This is a genomic window from Planococcus sp. ISL-110 (assembly GCF_018613575.1).
Classification (GTDB): domain Bacteria; phylum Bacillota; class Bacilli; order Bacillales_A; family Planococcaceae; genus Planococcus.
Map to the genome: position 1 here is coordinate 44,830 of NZ_JAGGPX010000010.1, position 16,241 is coordinate 61,070.

The 16,241-nt window shown below is 43.4% G+C and carries 11 protein-coding genes; 6 read left to right on the forward strand and 5 right to left on the reverse strand.

The genetic code is table 11. The features are described from left to right. Positions 1 to 85 precede the first annotated feature (85 nt). The 4 genes from J7I83_RS05820 to J7I83_RS05835 form a co-directional block, all read right to left on the reverse strand. Positions 86 to 1,270, reverse strand: a complete 1,185-nt coding sequence (locus tag J7I83_RS05820) for a M24 family metallopeptidase (protein ID WP_215099760.1) — start codon at positions 1,268 to 1,270, stop codon at positions 86 to 88. A gap of 205 nt (positions 1,271 to 1,475) precedes the next feature. Further along, entirely contained in the window at positions 1,476 to 3,191 is a 1,716-nt protein-coding gene (locus J7I83_RS05825) for a PucR family transcriptional regulator (protein ID WP_215099761.1), read from the reverse strand. A gap of 131 nt (positions 3,192 to 3,322) precedes the next feature. Beyond that, a complete protein-coding gene (gene aspA / locus J7I83_RS05830) occupies positions 3,323 to 4,756 on the reverse strand; it encodes an aspartate ammonia-lyase (protein WP_215099762.1) in 1,434 nt (477 codons plus the stop codon). 4 nt (positions 4,757 to 4,760) lie between these two features. Continuing rightward, the gene (locus J7I83_RS05835) at positions 4,761 to 4,925 is read right to left on the reverse strand and encodes a hypothetical protein (RefSeq protein ID WP_215099763.1); all 165 of its coding nucleotides are present in this window, start codon (positions 4,923 to 4,925) and stop codon (positions 4,761 to 4,763) included. A gap of 656 nt (positions 4,926 to 5,581) precedes the next feature. Here J7I83_RS05835 and J7I83_RS05840 point away from each other — a divergent pair. From J7I83_RS05840 to J7I83_RS05860, 5 genes are all read left to right on the forward strand, one after another. Beyond that, positions 5,582 to 6,319: a maleate cis-trans isomerase family protein gene (locus J7I83_RS05840; RefSeq protein WP_215099764.1), complete on the forward strand. Its 738-nt coding sequence runs from the start codon at positions 5,582 to 5,584 to the stop codon at positions 6,317 to 6,319. Between the two features lie 261 nt (positions 6,320 to 6,580). Further along, the gene (locus tag J7I83_RS05845; protein WP_215099765.1) at positions 6,581 to 7,084 is read left to right on the forward strand and encodes a TRAP transporter small permease; all 504 of its coding nucleotides are present in this window, start codon (positions 6,581 to 6,583) and stop codon (positions 7,082 to 7,084) included. A gap of 41 nt (positions 7,085 to 7,125) precedes the next feature. Further along, on the forward strand, positions 7,126 to 8,400 hold the full coding sequence (locus J7I83_RS05850; protein WP_215099766.1) for a TRAP transporter large permease: 1,275 nt from the start codon (positions 7,126 to 7,128) through the stop codon (positions 8,398 to 8,400). 104 nt (positions 8,401 to 8,504) lie between these two features. After that, on the forward strand, positions 8,505 to 9,569 hold the full coding sequence (locus J7I83_RS05855; protein WP_215099767.1) for a TRAP transporter substrate-binding protein: 1,065 nt from the start codon (positions 8,505 to 8,507) through the stop codon (positions 9,567 to 9,569). 386 nt (positions 9,570 to 9,955) lie between these two features. Then, a complete protein-coding gene (locus J7I83_RS05860) occupies positions 9,956 to 11,125 on the forward strand; it encodes a M24 family metallopeptidase (protein WP_215099768.1) in 1,170 nt (389 codons plus the stop codon). 903 nt (positions 11,126 to 12,028) lie between these two features. Here the strand turns inward: J7I83_RS05860 and J7I83_RS05865 are convergent. Further along, entirely contained in the window at positions 12,029 to 14,299 is a 2,271-nt protein-coding gene (locus tag J7I83_RS05865; RefSeq protein WP_215099769.1) for an excinuclease ABC subunit UvrA, read from the reverse strand. 173 nt (positions 14,300 to 14,472) lie between these two features. Between J7I83_RS05865 and J7I83_RS05870 the strand changes: the two genes are divergently transcribed. Next, positions 14,473 to 15,930: an amidase family protein gene (locus J7I83_RS05870; RefSeq protein WP_215099770.1), complete on the forward strand. Its 1,458-nt coding sequence runs from the start codon at positions 14,473 to 14,475 to the stop codon at positions 15,928 to 15,930. The last annotated feature ends 311 nt before the right edge of the window (positions 15,931 to 16,241 follow it).

The window sequence follows — 16,241 nt, forward strand, 5'->3', positions numbered from 1 at the left end:
TTCTTCGTTTGATTTCACATATTTTCTGAGTTCCTGTTCCGTTGAGATCAACAAGACTGTACTGCACCTCCTTAGACGGCATTAGCTATTCCAATCCTGAACCTTCCTTGACGAATAATCCTCTTGGCAGGCTGGAAAATGTCTCGCAGCCATCCTCCGTTACACGGAACGATTCGCTTACGGCAAATCCTGAACCTTCAGACCACATACCCGGGATCAAATGGAAGGTCATATTTGGCTGAAGAACCGTTCGGTCGCCTTTGCGGATGCTTGCTGTATGTTCTCCCCAATCAGGCGGATAACCTACCCCGACGGAATAACCGATCCGGGATTCTTTGGAAAACCCACTTTTCGCGATTGATTCGCTCCATGTCTGCGCCACTTCTTCTAAGACGACTCCCGGTTTGATTATGGCCAAGCATTCATTCAAGCCCTCAACTGTAATATCCGCCAGCTCTTTTAGAAATTTTTCCGGTCTTCCAAGGTTGACTGTCCGGGCTAGCGGAGCATGATAACGCCTGTAACAGCCAGCCAGTTCCAAAATAATGGAATCTCCGGATTTATAGCGGTCATCCGTCCATGTTAAGTGAGGAGTGGATGTTTTTTTTCCCGATGGCAGAAGAGGCATGATTGCCGGATAATCTCCACCATGCTCTTCAGTTCCTGACACTTGCGAATGCAATATTTTTGCTGCTACATCACATTCGCGAACATTTTCATCAATAAGGTTTATTCCCGACATTACTGCTTGATCCGCGAACTTCCCTGCAATTTTCATAAACTCGATTTCTTGATCCGATTTTACAATCCGTATCCAGTTCACTAAATCAGAGGCGTCTTTGAACCTTGCATCCGGCAACCCTTTTTTCAATTGTTCAAAACACTTCGCAGAAAAATAATAGCTTTCCATTTCAACTCCGATCGATTGTTTATCTTGCCCAATCTGTTTTAAAATATCGGCGATGAAATCCATCGGATGCAAAGTTTCTGATTGCACATAAATGTCAGGATACGGAATGATGTTTTCGTGATAAAGCCAAGTGGTGATTTTCGCTCCGTTAGCATCCAGCATCCTGCCCACCCATAATGGCTGGTCTTCGTCATCTATAACAATCAGCATTTGATGGACATAGAAAGACCAGCCATCGTAACCTGATAAATAATTCATATTGGATGGATTGGTGATAAGCAATACCTCAATGCCTTGGGCAGCCATCCGTTCTTTTGTTTTGCGAATTCTTTTTTGATACTCTGCTGTTCCAAACGGCATAGGAACCCCCCCTTCTAAAAGAATGCAATACCCTTTCTAAATATTCGGAATAATTAACTCTTGATTTCATTATAGACGCCCCGGAAAATTTCTGGCATCTGCAACAATGTATGAAGAATCAAATTGTTTTTAGTCAAAATATCTAAAGGCTGGAAAACGCTGAAAAAAATAGCCTTACAGAACTTTTAGCAAAAGTTCTGTAAGGCTATTCCGGTTGCTCATTCACTTTTTTTTCTATTCCGACCTTCCAGGTCTTGATACTCAGGTCCAATAGAAACAGATCATCCGGATCCAGGAGCGAAAGGCCGGTCAACGACTCGATTTTTCTGAGTCGGTACAATAAGGATTGCCGGTGCAAGTTCAAAGCACGGGCAGTCTGGCTTACATTTCCATGGTATTGGTTGTACGCACTGAATGTTCGAATCAAATCCATGTTCCGCAGTTGATCGTACGAGACAATCGGTTCGATCGTCGATGTAATGACTTCTTTCATTTCATCATTTTGAGCCAAATTTAAAAGGATGCGGTCCACTCTTGTGTTACTGTACATCATCCGTTGGCCGGGACCGTTTTTCCGCTGGCCGATGCGCAGTGCAATCTCGGCATTCTCGTAGCTCTCTGCAAACCCTTTAATGCCATCGTGGTATTCTCCCACTCCCCAAGAGATAATCACTTCCGGCAACAGATTTTTTAAACGACGCTCCATCAAATCCAAAAAATTCCCGACATTTTCAGTTTCAGCATCTATCGAAATTTCAAGGAAAATCAGCAATCGATTGCCTTGACGTGTCATCATTGTGTCTCGCTTCAGCGATTGTGCCGAGTAAAAAACTTCCTCTTCGATATAGCCGACCATGCTTTCTGTCCACTGGGCCAAGGAATCGCCTTCTTTTTTCCATTTTCCAAATAGCTCTTCTAAATTTTCAAGACAGCCGATCATGTTGATGTATGGAACAGTCAAATCATATCCCAGCAATGCCGCCCTTGAATGCGCTTGTTCGGAAGATGTGAATTCTCCCTTTGTTAGCTCTTGGACAAAATCACTGCGCAAACTGACCTTCGTATCTTCGATGGCGTTTTTTCTGGAAAGCCACAGCGAAATGGTGGTCGCTGCGTGCTCCAGAACATAAATCCGGTACTGTGTTAAATAAGATTCAACCGATACCCCTTCTGGCAAAATTACATATATGTATCCTTGGGGATCTTCCGAAACTTGCAGGACCGGGATTTGGAGGACCACTTTTCCATCCACTTCAGTTGACCGGAACTTTTGAGCCATAAAATCCTGGCTCGCCATCGATTTTTCCTCGGTGATTGGAAATACCCCTTGCAAGGCAAACTTCTTCCACTTTTCAATAACCGCTTTTGAATGTCCGCCTTTTTCCAAGATCGTGCCAGACCGGTCCGCAATGATAAGCCGGCAGTCAATTTGCCGTTGAATGTATTTCGAAATATGGACAAGATCCGTATCTTGCAGAATAAGCTGCAATAACTCATGCTGCACTTTTTCGGATTTCTCGCGTTCTTGATGCAGCAGATTATTGATTTCCGGCATCACTTCTTCAACAATATCGGAAAAACGGACTTCCCATGGCAGCTCAATCAAGATGAAACCCTGCTTTACAGCCAATTCAATGACTTCTGTCGGGATATCATATACATGCCTGCCCATCGCCACCATCAATGCCGCAGCATTGGAATCGATGATATCTTGAACAAACGCCTTTAAAGCTTCCACATCATTGGTGCAGCCGATTGCAGTTGTCAAAACGAGCTCATTTTGGCGGACAAAATTTTCAACCGGCATTTCAATAACGGAAACCCACTGAATTTGCTTTTCGCTGATAATTTCTTTTCCAGCCAAAACTTTAGCAGAATTTAAAATTTCATAACTCAATACATGTTTTACTGTTAATCGCATAGTGTCCCCTTCCCACTTTTGAATATCCTTTGAATAAAGACAAAAGAAAGATAAATAGTTAGCTCCTTCTCATCATAATTATATGACCGCATAAACACGGACAAGCGGTCCCTATATTCTGGGGCTTTTACTTATTTTAAAAATAACGAGATACCTGAAATCCCAGGTTCTGTCATTTCATAAGGACTTAAAATCAAATCCAGTTCTTCTTCTGTTAAAACTTTCTTCAAAAGGCAGATTTCGCGGACAGAATTGCCATTCGCAATTGCTTCTCTGGCAATTTTTGCCGCTATCTCGTAGCCAATGTGAGGATTTACGGCTGTGATAAGGCCCACACTTTTTTCTACATATTCCTTTAAATGTTTTTCATTTGCTTCGATATCCTTCAAGCAATAATTCGTGAAAACATGGAATGCGTTATTCATGATGCTAATCGATTGCAACAAATTGAAGACCATCACCGGCTCCATCACATTCAACTCTAGTTGTCCTGCTTCAGAAGCCAGGCATATGGTATGGTCATTCCCGATCACTTGAAATGCGACCTGATTGAGCATCTCCGGCATTACTGGGTTTACTTTCCCAGGCATGATGGAAGAACCTGGCTGCCTCGCAGGCAAAACGATTTCCCCAAGCCCGGCTCTCGGTCCCGACGCCATTAAACGGAGATCATTGGCTATTTTGGACATGTTCATCATACAGACTTTCAATACTCCTGAAACTTCTGTATAAGCATCTGTATTTTGCGTTGCATCGACTAAATGCTCAGCTTCCGTCAAAGGTAATCCACTGATTTCCGCCAAATGCATTGTGACGGATTTAATATAGCGCGGATCGGCATTCAAGCCAGTTCCCACTGCAGTAGCCCCCATATTTACTTCATATAGGTGTTGCTGGGATTGCCATATCCTTTTAATGTCTCGTTCAAGAACGCGGCTGTATGCCTCGAACTCCTGGCCAAGCCGAATCGGCACAGCATCTTGGAGATGCGTCCTGCCCATTTTGATTACATGGTCAAATTGCCGTGCTTTTTCTTTCAACACTGTGTGCATTTCTCTCATCGTATGAAGCAGTTTCCCCAATAAATTCAACGTGGAAATGTGAATAGCCGTCGGGAAAACATCGTTCGTGGATTGCGACATATTCACGTGGTTATTGGGACTCAATTCCGAGTAGTTTCCTTTGTCGATCCCGAGTAACTCCAGCGCCCGGTTCGCCACCACTTCGTTTATATTCATATTCATGGAAGTTCCTGCTCCGCCTTGTATCGGATCCACGATAAAATGATCATGCCATTGGCCTTCAATCAGTTCAGCCGCTGCTTGGACAATCGCATTGCCCAATCCCCGATTCAGACGACCCGTTTCCATATTGGCCAGGGCAGCCGCTTTTTTTACGGTGGCCAACGCTTTGACCAAATCCTCATGGACATGGTATCCAGTGATTGGAAAGTTTTCAACAGCCCGCAGAGTTTGAATTCCATAATAAGCGCTGTGCGGGACTGCTTTCGATCCTAAAAAATCGCTTTCAATTCTAAAAGAAGCGTTTTCAATTTCGCTGATCATACAATCATTTCTCCTCTTGAGTAATATATTTTTGAATCAACGCGTAAAGAATGGCTATATCGACATTCTGTCCAGTCGCAGCCCCTTCCGTGATTATATGGTGCTTATCCATCATATAAGCCATGGCATATCCGATGTCCTCTTCCGCGATTAATTGCAAATCATCCATCAGCCGGCTGACCATGTCGGTTGAATGGATCAGCGAGTTTTTATTGACGAGAGATGCAATCTGCTTTTAAGCCTGCCATACGCCTTGAATTCTCACCTCATTTTTGGTTCTGGTATTTGCCATTTTATCCGCCCTTCCCTAGTTTGGTTATTGAAGTAAATACTATTCTTTCAAAAATTATTTATCCATTGTTCAAAATGAATATAAAACAATAAAAACTTCATACACTTTTTGGGGAGAATTCAAAATCTAATATTGTATAATAAAAAAGAATATTTAAAAAGTTTCAAATACTCGTCGAAAGAAGTTTGAATGATAAACCGGTATCTGCTCTTATACTTTGATTGATGTATATTTTTCCTAATTTAAAAGGCAGAGATGGCTTAGAAGCTTGCTAAATTTCCTTTCCGCAAGACTACACCAATTTTAAAAGATCCCTTTCATCTCCAGTATAATGCTCTCTCTAATCACCAATCGAGGCATTATTCATATAATTTAAAATATATTGACAACATTCTTTATTATGTTTACAGTGACATCAACCAACGTCAATTCTTAATGGGACAAAAGGAGGGGGATGAAGTTCATAGGATAATTTAGGTCCAAGTAATTCTTTTATAAAGATGCAATAAAAAAATGAAGTAGAAGGTGAACTTATGAAAGACTTGCCATATGGCTGGAGAGGAAAATTGGGCTTGATCTACATTGCTTCAGCTTGGTCAATGGATGCTGAATATGTTGATATGGCTCCTGATGGTGTTACTACCCTTACAACGAGAGTCGCTTTATCAGAAAATCCCGATAATTTTACAGTCTATGATGTGTCCTCGCTTGGAGAAGATGCAGTAAAAGCGACAAAATTATTAGCACAAGCTCCTGTGGGTTCCATTGCCTTCGGCTGTACAAGCGGCAGTTTTGCACACGGTGTGGGCTACGATCAAGAACTAATAAACAGAATGGAAAGCGCTTCCAATAATATCCCCTGCACAACAACTACTACTGCAGTTGTTGCAGCATTGAATGCTTTCAATGTTAAAAAGATTGCAGTAGCGACACCTTATGAAGATGCCTTAAACAGACTTGCCAAAATCTTTTTAGAAGATAGCGGATTTTCGGTCACAAATATGACCGGACTTGGCATAACAAGTGATTATGAAATATCGAACATAACTGTAGATACCATTTACAAAATGGCGAAGGAAGTGGACACAGCCGACGCTGAAGCTGTTTTCATTTCATGCACCGGCTTATCGGCAGTACGCTTGATCGAGACGCTGGAAGCTGACTTAGGAAAGCCGGTTATCTCATCCAACCAGGCGACTTTCTGGCATAGTATGAAGTTAGCCGGAATCAATGAGGATATTAAAGATTTCGGAAGCTTATTCCGTTTATAAAGTGCATAAAAGAAGTCACGATTTTAATGATTCATTTATCGTTCAAAGCGACACAAAAAATATCGCCCGACTACTAATGATGATTAAAACCAGGAAATTTTCTATGCACTTTATAAATAATCAGCGAAGAGACGCGTCCTTTACAGGCTTACGGGCTATTATTCCGAAGTTATCTGCGGAAAATATATCATAAGCGACGGAACACAATAAGGCTGCACATATTATAAAAGACTTCCAACTAACTCAGGTGGTGTAGAGAATATGAAAGCATTCAATAAAATTGAAAAAATCTGGTCCTCCATCGAATTGGCCATTTTAGGTCTGATAACGCTTGTAATGAGTGTTTTGTTAGCCGGAAATGCGATCAGCCGTTACCTTTTCAATAAAAGCTGGGGATTTTCAGAAGAAGTCGGTTCCCTCGCACTGGTTGCCATGACATTCTTAGGAATCGGATATGCAGTAAGAAAAAAGCAGCATATCGAGATGTCCGGATTTTACGATTTATTGCCGAAACAGGCCCAGTGGGCTCTCCGGCTGTTTATTGATCTGGTATCAGCTATTGTTTTGCTTTTCCTCACGTATCTTGCCTATGAGTACGTTTTGCATTTGCATCAAATCGGTGAAGTGACGACGATGCTTCAGTTCCCGGTTTATCTTATTATGGCTGTCATACCTATCGGGTTCTTCATTGCATTTCTTAGTTATTTAGTTGACTTCATTACAGGCATCTATACGAGAAAAGAAAATGACATTGACGCCAAATAATTAACGTCTCATAAACTCAGACACAGCTAGGGGGAAATACATTGCTATGGCTCATAATTGTATTATTGTTCGTTATGCTATTTATGAATTTTCCAATCATGATTGTTTTATTAACAACAGGCCTTGTCATGATGCTGACGCTTGCTCCAAATATTGATTTTGTCATCTTTATTCAACAACTGGCTAGCAGCGTCCAATCTTATGTATTACTCGCGATACCAATGTTCATTTTTGCAGCGGACATTATGGTTAAGGGAAACACCGCAAATAGATTATTGGATTTTGTAAAGGATTTGTTTGGGCATATCCGGGGTGGAACGGGGATTGTGACTGCTGCTACAAGCACCTTATTCGGTTCGGTTTCCGGTTCCTCCCAGGCAACGATAGCAGCCATTGGACCGCCGATGCGCAAGAGAGCGCTGGAGTATGGATACCAGGATTCGCATATCATGGGATTGATCGTCAACTCCGCCGGAATCGCTATTTTGATTCCACCGAGTATTGTCATGATTTACTACGGAATGCTGACCGGTACTTCCATAGGGGACTTGTTTATAGCCGGGGTAATTCCAGGCGTGCTGATTTTTTTCGGCTTTGCTGCATATGAATACTTTATCGCAATACGGAAGAAAATTCCGGTTGAACCTAAAGCGACTATGGGCCAAAGATGGAGTTCATTTAGAAGAGCTCTTTTAACGTTCGGGTTCCCTATCATTATTTTAGGTGGAATCTATTCAGGAATGTTCAGTCCGACCGAGGCAGCGGCATTCTCTGTATTTTACGCCATTATCTTGGAAGTACTTATTTTCAGATCCGTTAAGATCAAACAGCTTTTGCCGATTGCAGCATCGACCGGAGTCATAACCAGTGTCGTATTTATTTTATTAGCTGCCGGTGGATCGTTTTCTTGGGTCATATCGTACTTGAGAATTCCTCAGGCTTTGACAGAAGCCGTCTTGGGAAATAACCCAAGTGAACTTCAAGTGATCATCATCATGTCGTTATTTTTTTTAGTCTCTTGTATGTTTGTCGATTCGCTGGTGGCGATTGCCATTCTAACGCCAATCTTTTTCCCGATTGCCTCTCAAATGGGCATCGATCCAGTCGTAATTGGAATTTTAATCACCATGCAAGCGACACTCGGGACCGTCACGCCGCCATTCGGTGTAAACATATTCACCGCCTGCGCTGTATTCAACAAACCGTATGCAGAAGTTGTGAGAGGGGTATTCCCCTATATTATTATCTTTTTAATCATCAATGTCCTATTAATCCTTTTCCCGGACATTATAATCGCTTACCGCTATGTGCTTTAAAATCCATGGCATTCTCGCCAAATAAAGGAGGTGTTTCATCTAACTGATTCACTTATTACCGTTGAGTTGGCCTGAAACAAATAAAACTAATAGGGGGTAACAAAATGTTTAGTAAAAAAAATTCAACTCTTTTAATTCTTTTGATCCTGATGCCGATTTTCTTGTTCGCATGCGGCAGCGATAACACTGAGGGCAGTGAAGCTACAGCAAGTGATGACAGTATAAACATTCGCTTTGCGCACGAAGAAAGCCAAGGGGACGTACAAGACTTGTATGCAAATAAATTCAAGGAATTAATCGAAGAAGAAACAGATGGACGAGTTTCTGTTGATGTTTATACAACAGGAACGCTTGGAGGAAATGATGACATGTTCACCCAACTCCAGACGGGGGCGGTTGATATGGCCATTACATCCCCTGGATTTACAGGAAGTGTTATTCCTCAAACACAAATTATGAATATCCCATACTTATTTTCAAACAACCCGGAAGTAAATAGAAAAGTGCTTGATGAAAGTGAAGCGTTATACGGCACACTTGCAGACAAATACGAGGAAAAAGGGCTGGAAATATTCAAGTTTTGGACAGAAGGTTCCATGTACTGGACAGGAAATAAAAAAATCACAGAACCAACTGACATGAAAGGGCTCAAGATGCGTGGAATGCCGACTGATATGATCATGGAATCATACAAGTTAATGGGCGCAGATCCACAAGCTACAGATTCCGGTGAAATCTATACGATGCTGCAAACAGGCGGAATCGACGGCCAAGAAAATCCGTTGTTCTTTATTTACAACAGTAACTTCCATGAAGTGCAAGATTATTTGATGGATTCTAAACACCATATTTACATCACGGCTACAGTGGCGAATTCTGAGTGGTTCTCTTCATTGGCTGAAGAAGACCAGAAATTGGTTAATGAAATAATGCAAGAAGTGAATGATTGGTCATTTACAATGCAGCAAGAAGAAGAAGAAAAAGCGATGGCTGAAATCAAAAAATCGGATATGGAGATTATTGAGTTGACTGAAGATCAAAGAGAATCTTTTAAAGAGCTCGTTGCCCCTATCCGCGATGTTTATATTGAAAATGGCGGGGACGGCGCCGAAGAAATTTTAAAAATAATTGAACAAGATATACAAGCAGCAGAAGAAGAACTCAAATAATCGACTTCTCACTCTGAATTAGCATTGAAGAATAGAAGTCTATAGAAATAGTATGAGTTTCTTAATCATTGTACATGCTGTAAAAAAGGAGCCCTTTTTTAGTGGAATTTTAGATGATCCATATGATTCGGGCTCCTTTTTTATATGCTTACATATAAAAAAATATCAGTATGTTCACTTTATAATGTCTCTTTGTAAGTTGAACTAAAGAAGTAGCATACTGAAAATCACTCTCGTCGCTTTGGGCAATGCAAAGACGATTGCTCCTGTGTAAGCTCGTCGCAAAGGCTCGCTCTCGCCAGCGGTAAGCGTAGCTGTTTTGCGGAATATCGATTATGAATATTCTTTAGTTCAACTTATATAGTTATGAAAGGAAGGAAAAAAACATGTTGCATTTCCCTGTTTCTGAATTCAAAAGTAGACTAAAAAAAACAAAAGAACGAATGGCTGCTGAAGGAATTGAAGTCCTTCTAATAACCAATCCAGCAAATATGAATTATTTGTCTGGTTATGACGCATGGTCCTTCTATGTCCATCAAATACTTGTCGTACTCATTGATGAAGAAGAACCAATCTGGATTGGCCGAGGCATGGATGCGAGTGCCGCTCAATTCACCACATGGCTGAAAAAAGAAAACATTCTGCCCTATCCCGATAATTATGTCCAATCAACAGAACGGCACCCTATGGATTTTGTTTGTGACGTTTTGAGAGAAAAAAACCAGGCAAATAAAAAAATCGCTGCAGAATATGATGCGTACTACTTCACCGCCCAGAACTATATTTCACTTACTCAAGGCTTGCCCAACGCTACATTCTCCAACAGCAACAACTTGGTAAATTGGGTGCGCATCGTTAAATCCGATCAAGAAATCGAATTTATCAAACGTGCCGCTGCAATTGTGGAAAAGACGATGTACAAGGGAATTGAACAGATCCATGCGGGTGTAAGAGAATGTGATGTAGTGGCAGACATTTATCACGCACAGATTTCTGGCACAGAAGAATTCGGTGGAGACTATGCGTCCATTGTTCCCCTGCTCCCTTCCGGAGAAAAAACTTCAGCTTGTCATTTAACTTGGACAGACGAAAAATATAAAACAGGAGATCCTGTAATTCTGGAGTTAGCAGGCTGTTATAAACGGTATCATGCACCTTTAGCGCGGACAGTAGTCATCGGCAAACCAAAACCCGAAATGGAGACGTTGGCTGAAGCCGCAATCGAAGGCATTAATGCGGCACTGGACATTATTAAACCCGGAGTTGCGTGCGAAGAAGTAGAATTGGCATGGCGCAAATCTATACAAAAAAGAGGCTTTGAGAAAGAATCAAGAATCGGTTATGCTACAGGACTTAATTATCCACCTGATTGGGGCGAGCACACTGCGAGCTTAAGACCTGGGGATAAAACCATCCTTGAACCGAATATGGTCTTCCATATGATTCCCGGGATTTGGCTCGAAAAATACGGTATTGAAATAAGTGAAACTTTCCGAGTAACTGAAACAGGTTGTGAAGTTATGGCTAATGTGGAACGGAAACTTTTTGTTAAGTAAGAAGAAGCTGGATCACAATCAACAGTGACAATCCTGCTGATGTAAAAATTAGGTTTAAAAGCGAAAGGCGTTTCCTATAACCCATTGAGGTTAAAAGGAAACGCCTTTCGCTTTCTACTATTTCATATCGATGGCTTGTGCTTTTTGGAACAGGTAAATTAGTTTGTGCCGCCCCCTGGGAACAAAAAACATATTTCATAATCTACCGCGTAACCGATCAATCAAGTGAGGAAAACTAATACGCGTATAGTTAGAGATCCTTTCTGAATATTGCATAGTGAATGAGCCACTTATGCGCAAAATTAAATCATCAATTGCGGAAGATAGAGCCACCGTTTGCGACTAAATCGGCCATGGTATCCACTTTTAAGTCTAAACCCAAAAAGGATTTCCAGCAGAATTTGGACGGTAAACACCGTCAATTTCTGGACTTCTAGTCATGTCATCAACACTTTTTCCCTCTCGAAAGAGAAGCAACTGTTCCACTTACTACTTGGTAGTTCAACTGTGTGCCTTCAGCGTCTGCATGGGAGTTGACCGGCAGTGGCCACCACATCGATATTCGCGCCAAGGAACATGAATTCCCAATTGGCTGCGCTTTTCTTCTGCGCAATCATTTCATGGATTTTTTCTTACGATTAGTATGTTTTGTGTGTAATGACAAAATCGTTTAGGATCGTGTCTTCTCTTGGAATGCGGTCTTGCGCTTTTTCAAACGAAAGGAATTGAGCCGACTAGCCCCGGTCACCATGCAAGATGAGTTACTTCATTTAACACTATATAAATCCCATGGGGGCGAACACTTGTTAGAACCAGATCGTACATCAGGGAACCAAAAAAATGTGTGGGCGACTCTAGTCACCCACACACCTTTCTATTCTAACTCCGCAGTGCCGATCACTATTACTCCTCTACACCTTTTCTCAGCCACTCTGCCGTCAATGTGTCCGACTCGAGCATCCCTTCCGGTGTTCCTTCAAACAAAACTTCCCCACCTTCCTTTCCTCCGCCTGGACCCATTTCGAGGACCCAGTCGCTCGCGGCAATAAAGTTCAAATTGTGTTCGATGATAATGACCGAATTCCCTTTGTCTACGAGGCCTTGGAACACATCCAATAAATGAGCATTATCTTTAGTGTGCAAGCCTAAGGATGGTTCGTCCAATAAATAGATTTGCCCTTCTTTTTTCAGGTGGCTGGCCAGTTTGAGGCGTTGCACTTCTCCGCCGCTCAACGAACTTGTCGTCTGTCCAAGTGTCAGGTAGCCCAGGCCTACCTCCTTTAAGGTATCCACCTTTTTGACGATTTTCGGCATTTTTAAATACTGATTGGTTTCGTCGATCGAGAGTTGTAAAATTTCCACGATGTTTTTTCCTTTGTGGCGATAGGACAGTGCTTTTTCCGAATACCTCGTCCCTCTGCAAGCTTCACACGTGACGGTCACAGGATCCGCAAAAGCGACGTCTGGCGTGGTGACGCCTTTGCCCTCGCAGACCGGACAGGCCCCCACCGAATTAAAGCTGAACAATCCGACCGGCTGTCCGGTTTCTTTCGCAAGAATCGACCGAATGTCATCCATAATCCCCATGTAGGTAGCTAGTGTCGAACGGCTGGACGTTCCGATGCTGCCTTGACTGACCGCGATGGTTTCGGGGTAGTTCTCTGTAAATGCGCCAAACAGTAAGGAACTCTTGCCAGAACCTGAAACGCCGCATACCGAGACCAGGACATTTTTAGGAATTTCCACACTTACATTTTTTAAGTTGTTGGCAGAGGCATTTTTTATCGAGAACCCGCTTTCTGCTCTTCGTGGATTCTTATTGATTGTGATTTTATGATCCAAATCGGTGATGGCTGAAGCTTTCTTTAATCCTGCCTGTGCGCCTTGATAGACCACTTCTCCACCGCTCACACCAGCTCCTGGACCCATTTCGATTATTTCATCTGCTGTTTTGATGACCGCTAAATTGTGTTCAATCACGACTACAGTATTATAGTTGTCTCTTAAATTTTTCAACATTTTCGTTAACATCTCGATTTCTTCCGGATGAAGTCCTGCACTGGGTTCATCGAAAATATACGTAATATTGTTTAAACTGCTGCCTAAATGACGGGCAATTTTTACGCGTTGCGCTTCTCCGCCGGACAAGGTGCCCATTTTCCGCGATAAACTCAAATAACCCAACCCCAAGTCAACCAGCTGTTTTACATTCGGAAACGCCTGCTGTGCGATTGATGTTCCGACAGGATCTTTTATTTTCGCCAGTTCAACCAGCAATTCTGTCAGTTCCAACCGGTCGTAATGGGCGATATTCAAGCCGTTGATTTTGCATTCCAGTACTTTCGGATTTAATCCCGAACCTTCGCAAGTCGGGCACAGTGCATGTGTAGTCATCGCCAAGACATCTTCCTGGGAGGTTTTTTTTAGCTTCGTGAGATCCCGGTTAATGTACAGGCGAATAAAGCGTGGAAGGATGCCATCCCATTCGATCTCCGTAGTGCCTTCTTTGTAATAATAAGTTCCAAATGCCCGCTCGCCTTCCGGTGGGCCGTGGACTAAAAGATTATATTTTTCTTCCGTGAACTCTTTGATGGGGATGTCGGCATCGAACAATCCGCCGTCCACCATCCATCTGCCTTGCCAGCCTGAGGGAGACAACGGTTTAAATCTCACTGCGGATTCTCTGAGTGATTTCGTGTCATCGATTATTTTGGTGATATCAGGCGCAACGACTCTCCCGAAGCCATTGCATTCCGGACAGTTGCCGAAAGAACTTTCATTCGAAAATTCGGTGGCTGAGCCGATTGACGGACTGCCGATTCGTGAGAACAATAACCGGACCAAGGGATCAATATCCATATAAGTGCCAACAGTCGAGCGGGAATTGCCTCTTACGGGTTTTTGTTCCACAACGACAACCGGACTTAAGTGCTGCATCAGGTCGGCATGCGGCCGTTCGTACCTCGGCATCTGGTGTCTGATGTACAGCGGATAGTTCAACGTCATCTGTCTTCTGCTTTCTGTTGCTAAAACATCAAATACGACGGAGCTTTTCCCTGAACCTGACAGGCCGGTAAAAACATTGATTTTCTCTTTTGGGATATTTAAATCGATATTCTTCAAATTATTTTCCCGAAGTCCTCTTAAAATGATTTCATCTCTTTTATATGCCATGTTGACATTCTCCTTTTCCAATCCAATCAAGGAATTGTCCTATTAGTAAATGGGTTCCCTGTTTTGGTTGGGCTCACACAAACGTATATTACGATTGTTCCCTGGGTGCCGCACAATTAAGAATTGGTGTACAATTAAAGATATGTTCATTACTTATAGTTAGGAGCTTACCAATGGAGATAACCTCATTCAAACTGGACGAAGCGACAATCGAAGACATTCAACAGGCTTTTCAGGAAAACAGACTGACTTCCATGGAATTGGTGCAAGCCTACCTCGATCGGATCGAAACATTCGACCGGAATGGCCCAAGGATCAATTCCGTGCTGACCATCAATCCGGACGCGATCAAAATCGCAGCCCAGCTCGATGAGATGCGTGGGCAAGACGGACAGGGGCCATTATACGGCATTCCCGTATTACTTAAAGACAATATCGAAACGACGGACCCGATGCCGACGACAGCCGGCACAATCGCATTGGAACAGAACTTCGCACAGCAGGATTCCTTTGTCGCGTCGCAGCTGCTGAATGCTGGCGCCATCATTCTCGGCAAAGTGAACATGAGCGAATGGGCGTATTTTATGTCGAAAGAAGGCGTGAGCGGCTATAGTTCACTCGGCGGCCAAGTGCTGAACCCTTACGGAGTCGATACTTTTAAAGCCGGAGATGTCGGCGGATCGAGTTCAGGAACAGGCGCTGCGATTGCGTCGAATTTTGCCGTTGTCGGTATTGGCACAGAAACTTCGGGGTCCATCTTGAGCCCAGCGAGCGCCAATTCCATCGTCGGCATCAAGCCGACGGTCGGGCTGATCAGCCGCTCGCGCATCATCCCGATTTCCGAAAGCCAGGATACCGCAGGACCCATGGCACGGACCGTTGCAGATGCCGCGATCCTGCTTGGCGCTTTGACTGGCGTCGATGAACAGGACCCGGCTACACAGAAGAGTGCCGGTCTGGCATTAACCGATTACACGCCGCACTTGAAAACGGACGGCTTGAAAGGCGCCCGCATCGGCGTCGACCTATCATCCCTGAACAATGAAGAACCGGAAGAACGGGCCATCATGGATGAGGCAATCGAACAGTTGAAACTGCTCGGTGCCACCGTCGAGGAAGTGACGATTCCCCAGCAGGCATTCGAATCGGACGTCTTGTGGTATGAATTCAGGCGGGGCGTCAACGATTATCTCAGTACCGTACCTGATGAGGTGCCGGTCAAGTCCCTTGCGGATGTCATCGAGTTCAATAAACAAGATCCGGAGAACCGGATGAAATTCGGCCAGGCCGAACTGGAAAAATCGCAGGCCTTAAGCGACGATCCGGCTGACCCGACGTACGTCGAACACCGGGAAAACGATTTGCGCTCTTCCACTCGAGAAGGACTGGATCTCGTCATGCGCGAACACCAACTGGATGCGCTGCTATTCCAAAACAATCGCGGAGCAGCAATGCCCGCAAAAGCAGGCTATCCGTCCATCACCGTCCCTGCCGGCTACACGAGCAGCGGAGTTCCAGTGGGTGTCACGTTCAGTGCACAAGCCTTCAGTGAACCGCGCTTGATCGAACTGGCCTTCGCCTATGAACAAGGGACATTCAAACGGAAAGTACCGAATCTTGACTCTTATTGAATTTTAATCGAAAAGAGTCTATCCTTCCTCTCTATTTCTTTCAGTAGAACACTATAGAATTCCGCTTCTCTAGGAAAGGCATCATTTAAATATACCGATGTGTGAAACATAGGTGGTAATGTATAGCCAAAACAGTTTAGATTTCCCCTTACACCAGGGCGCGATTCTCCAAAAAAACAAGTGCAGTCTCTTTAAAGAGACTGCACTTGTCAGAGTGTTGAGAAACCCATTTTATATTTGCATGACTATTGATGATCCAGAAATATTTTCGTAACCACTTGGTTTTAGGGCCTCTTGCTAAGCAAGAGGGC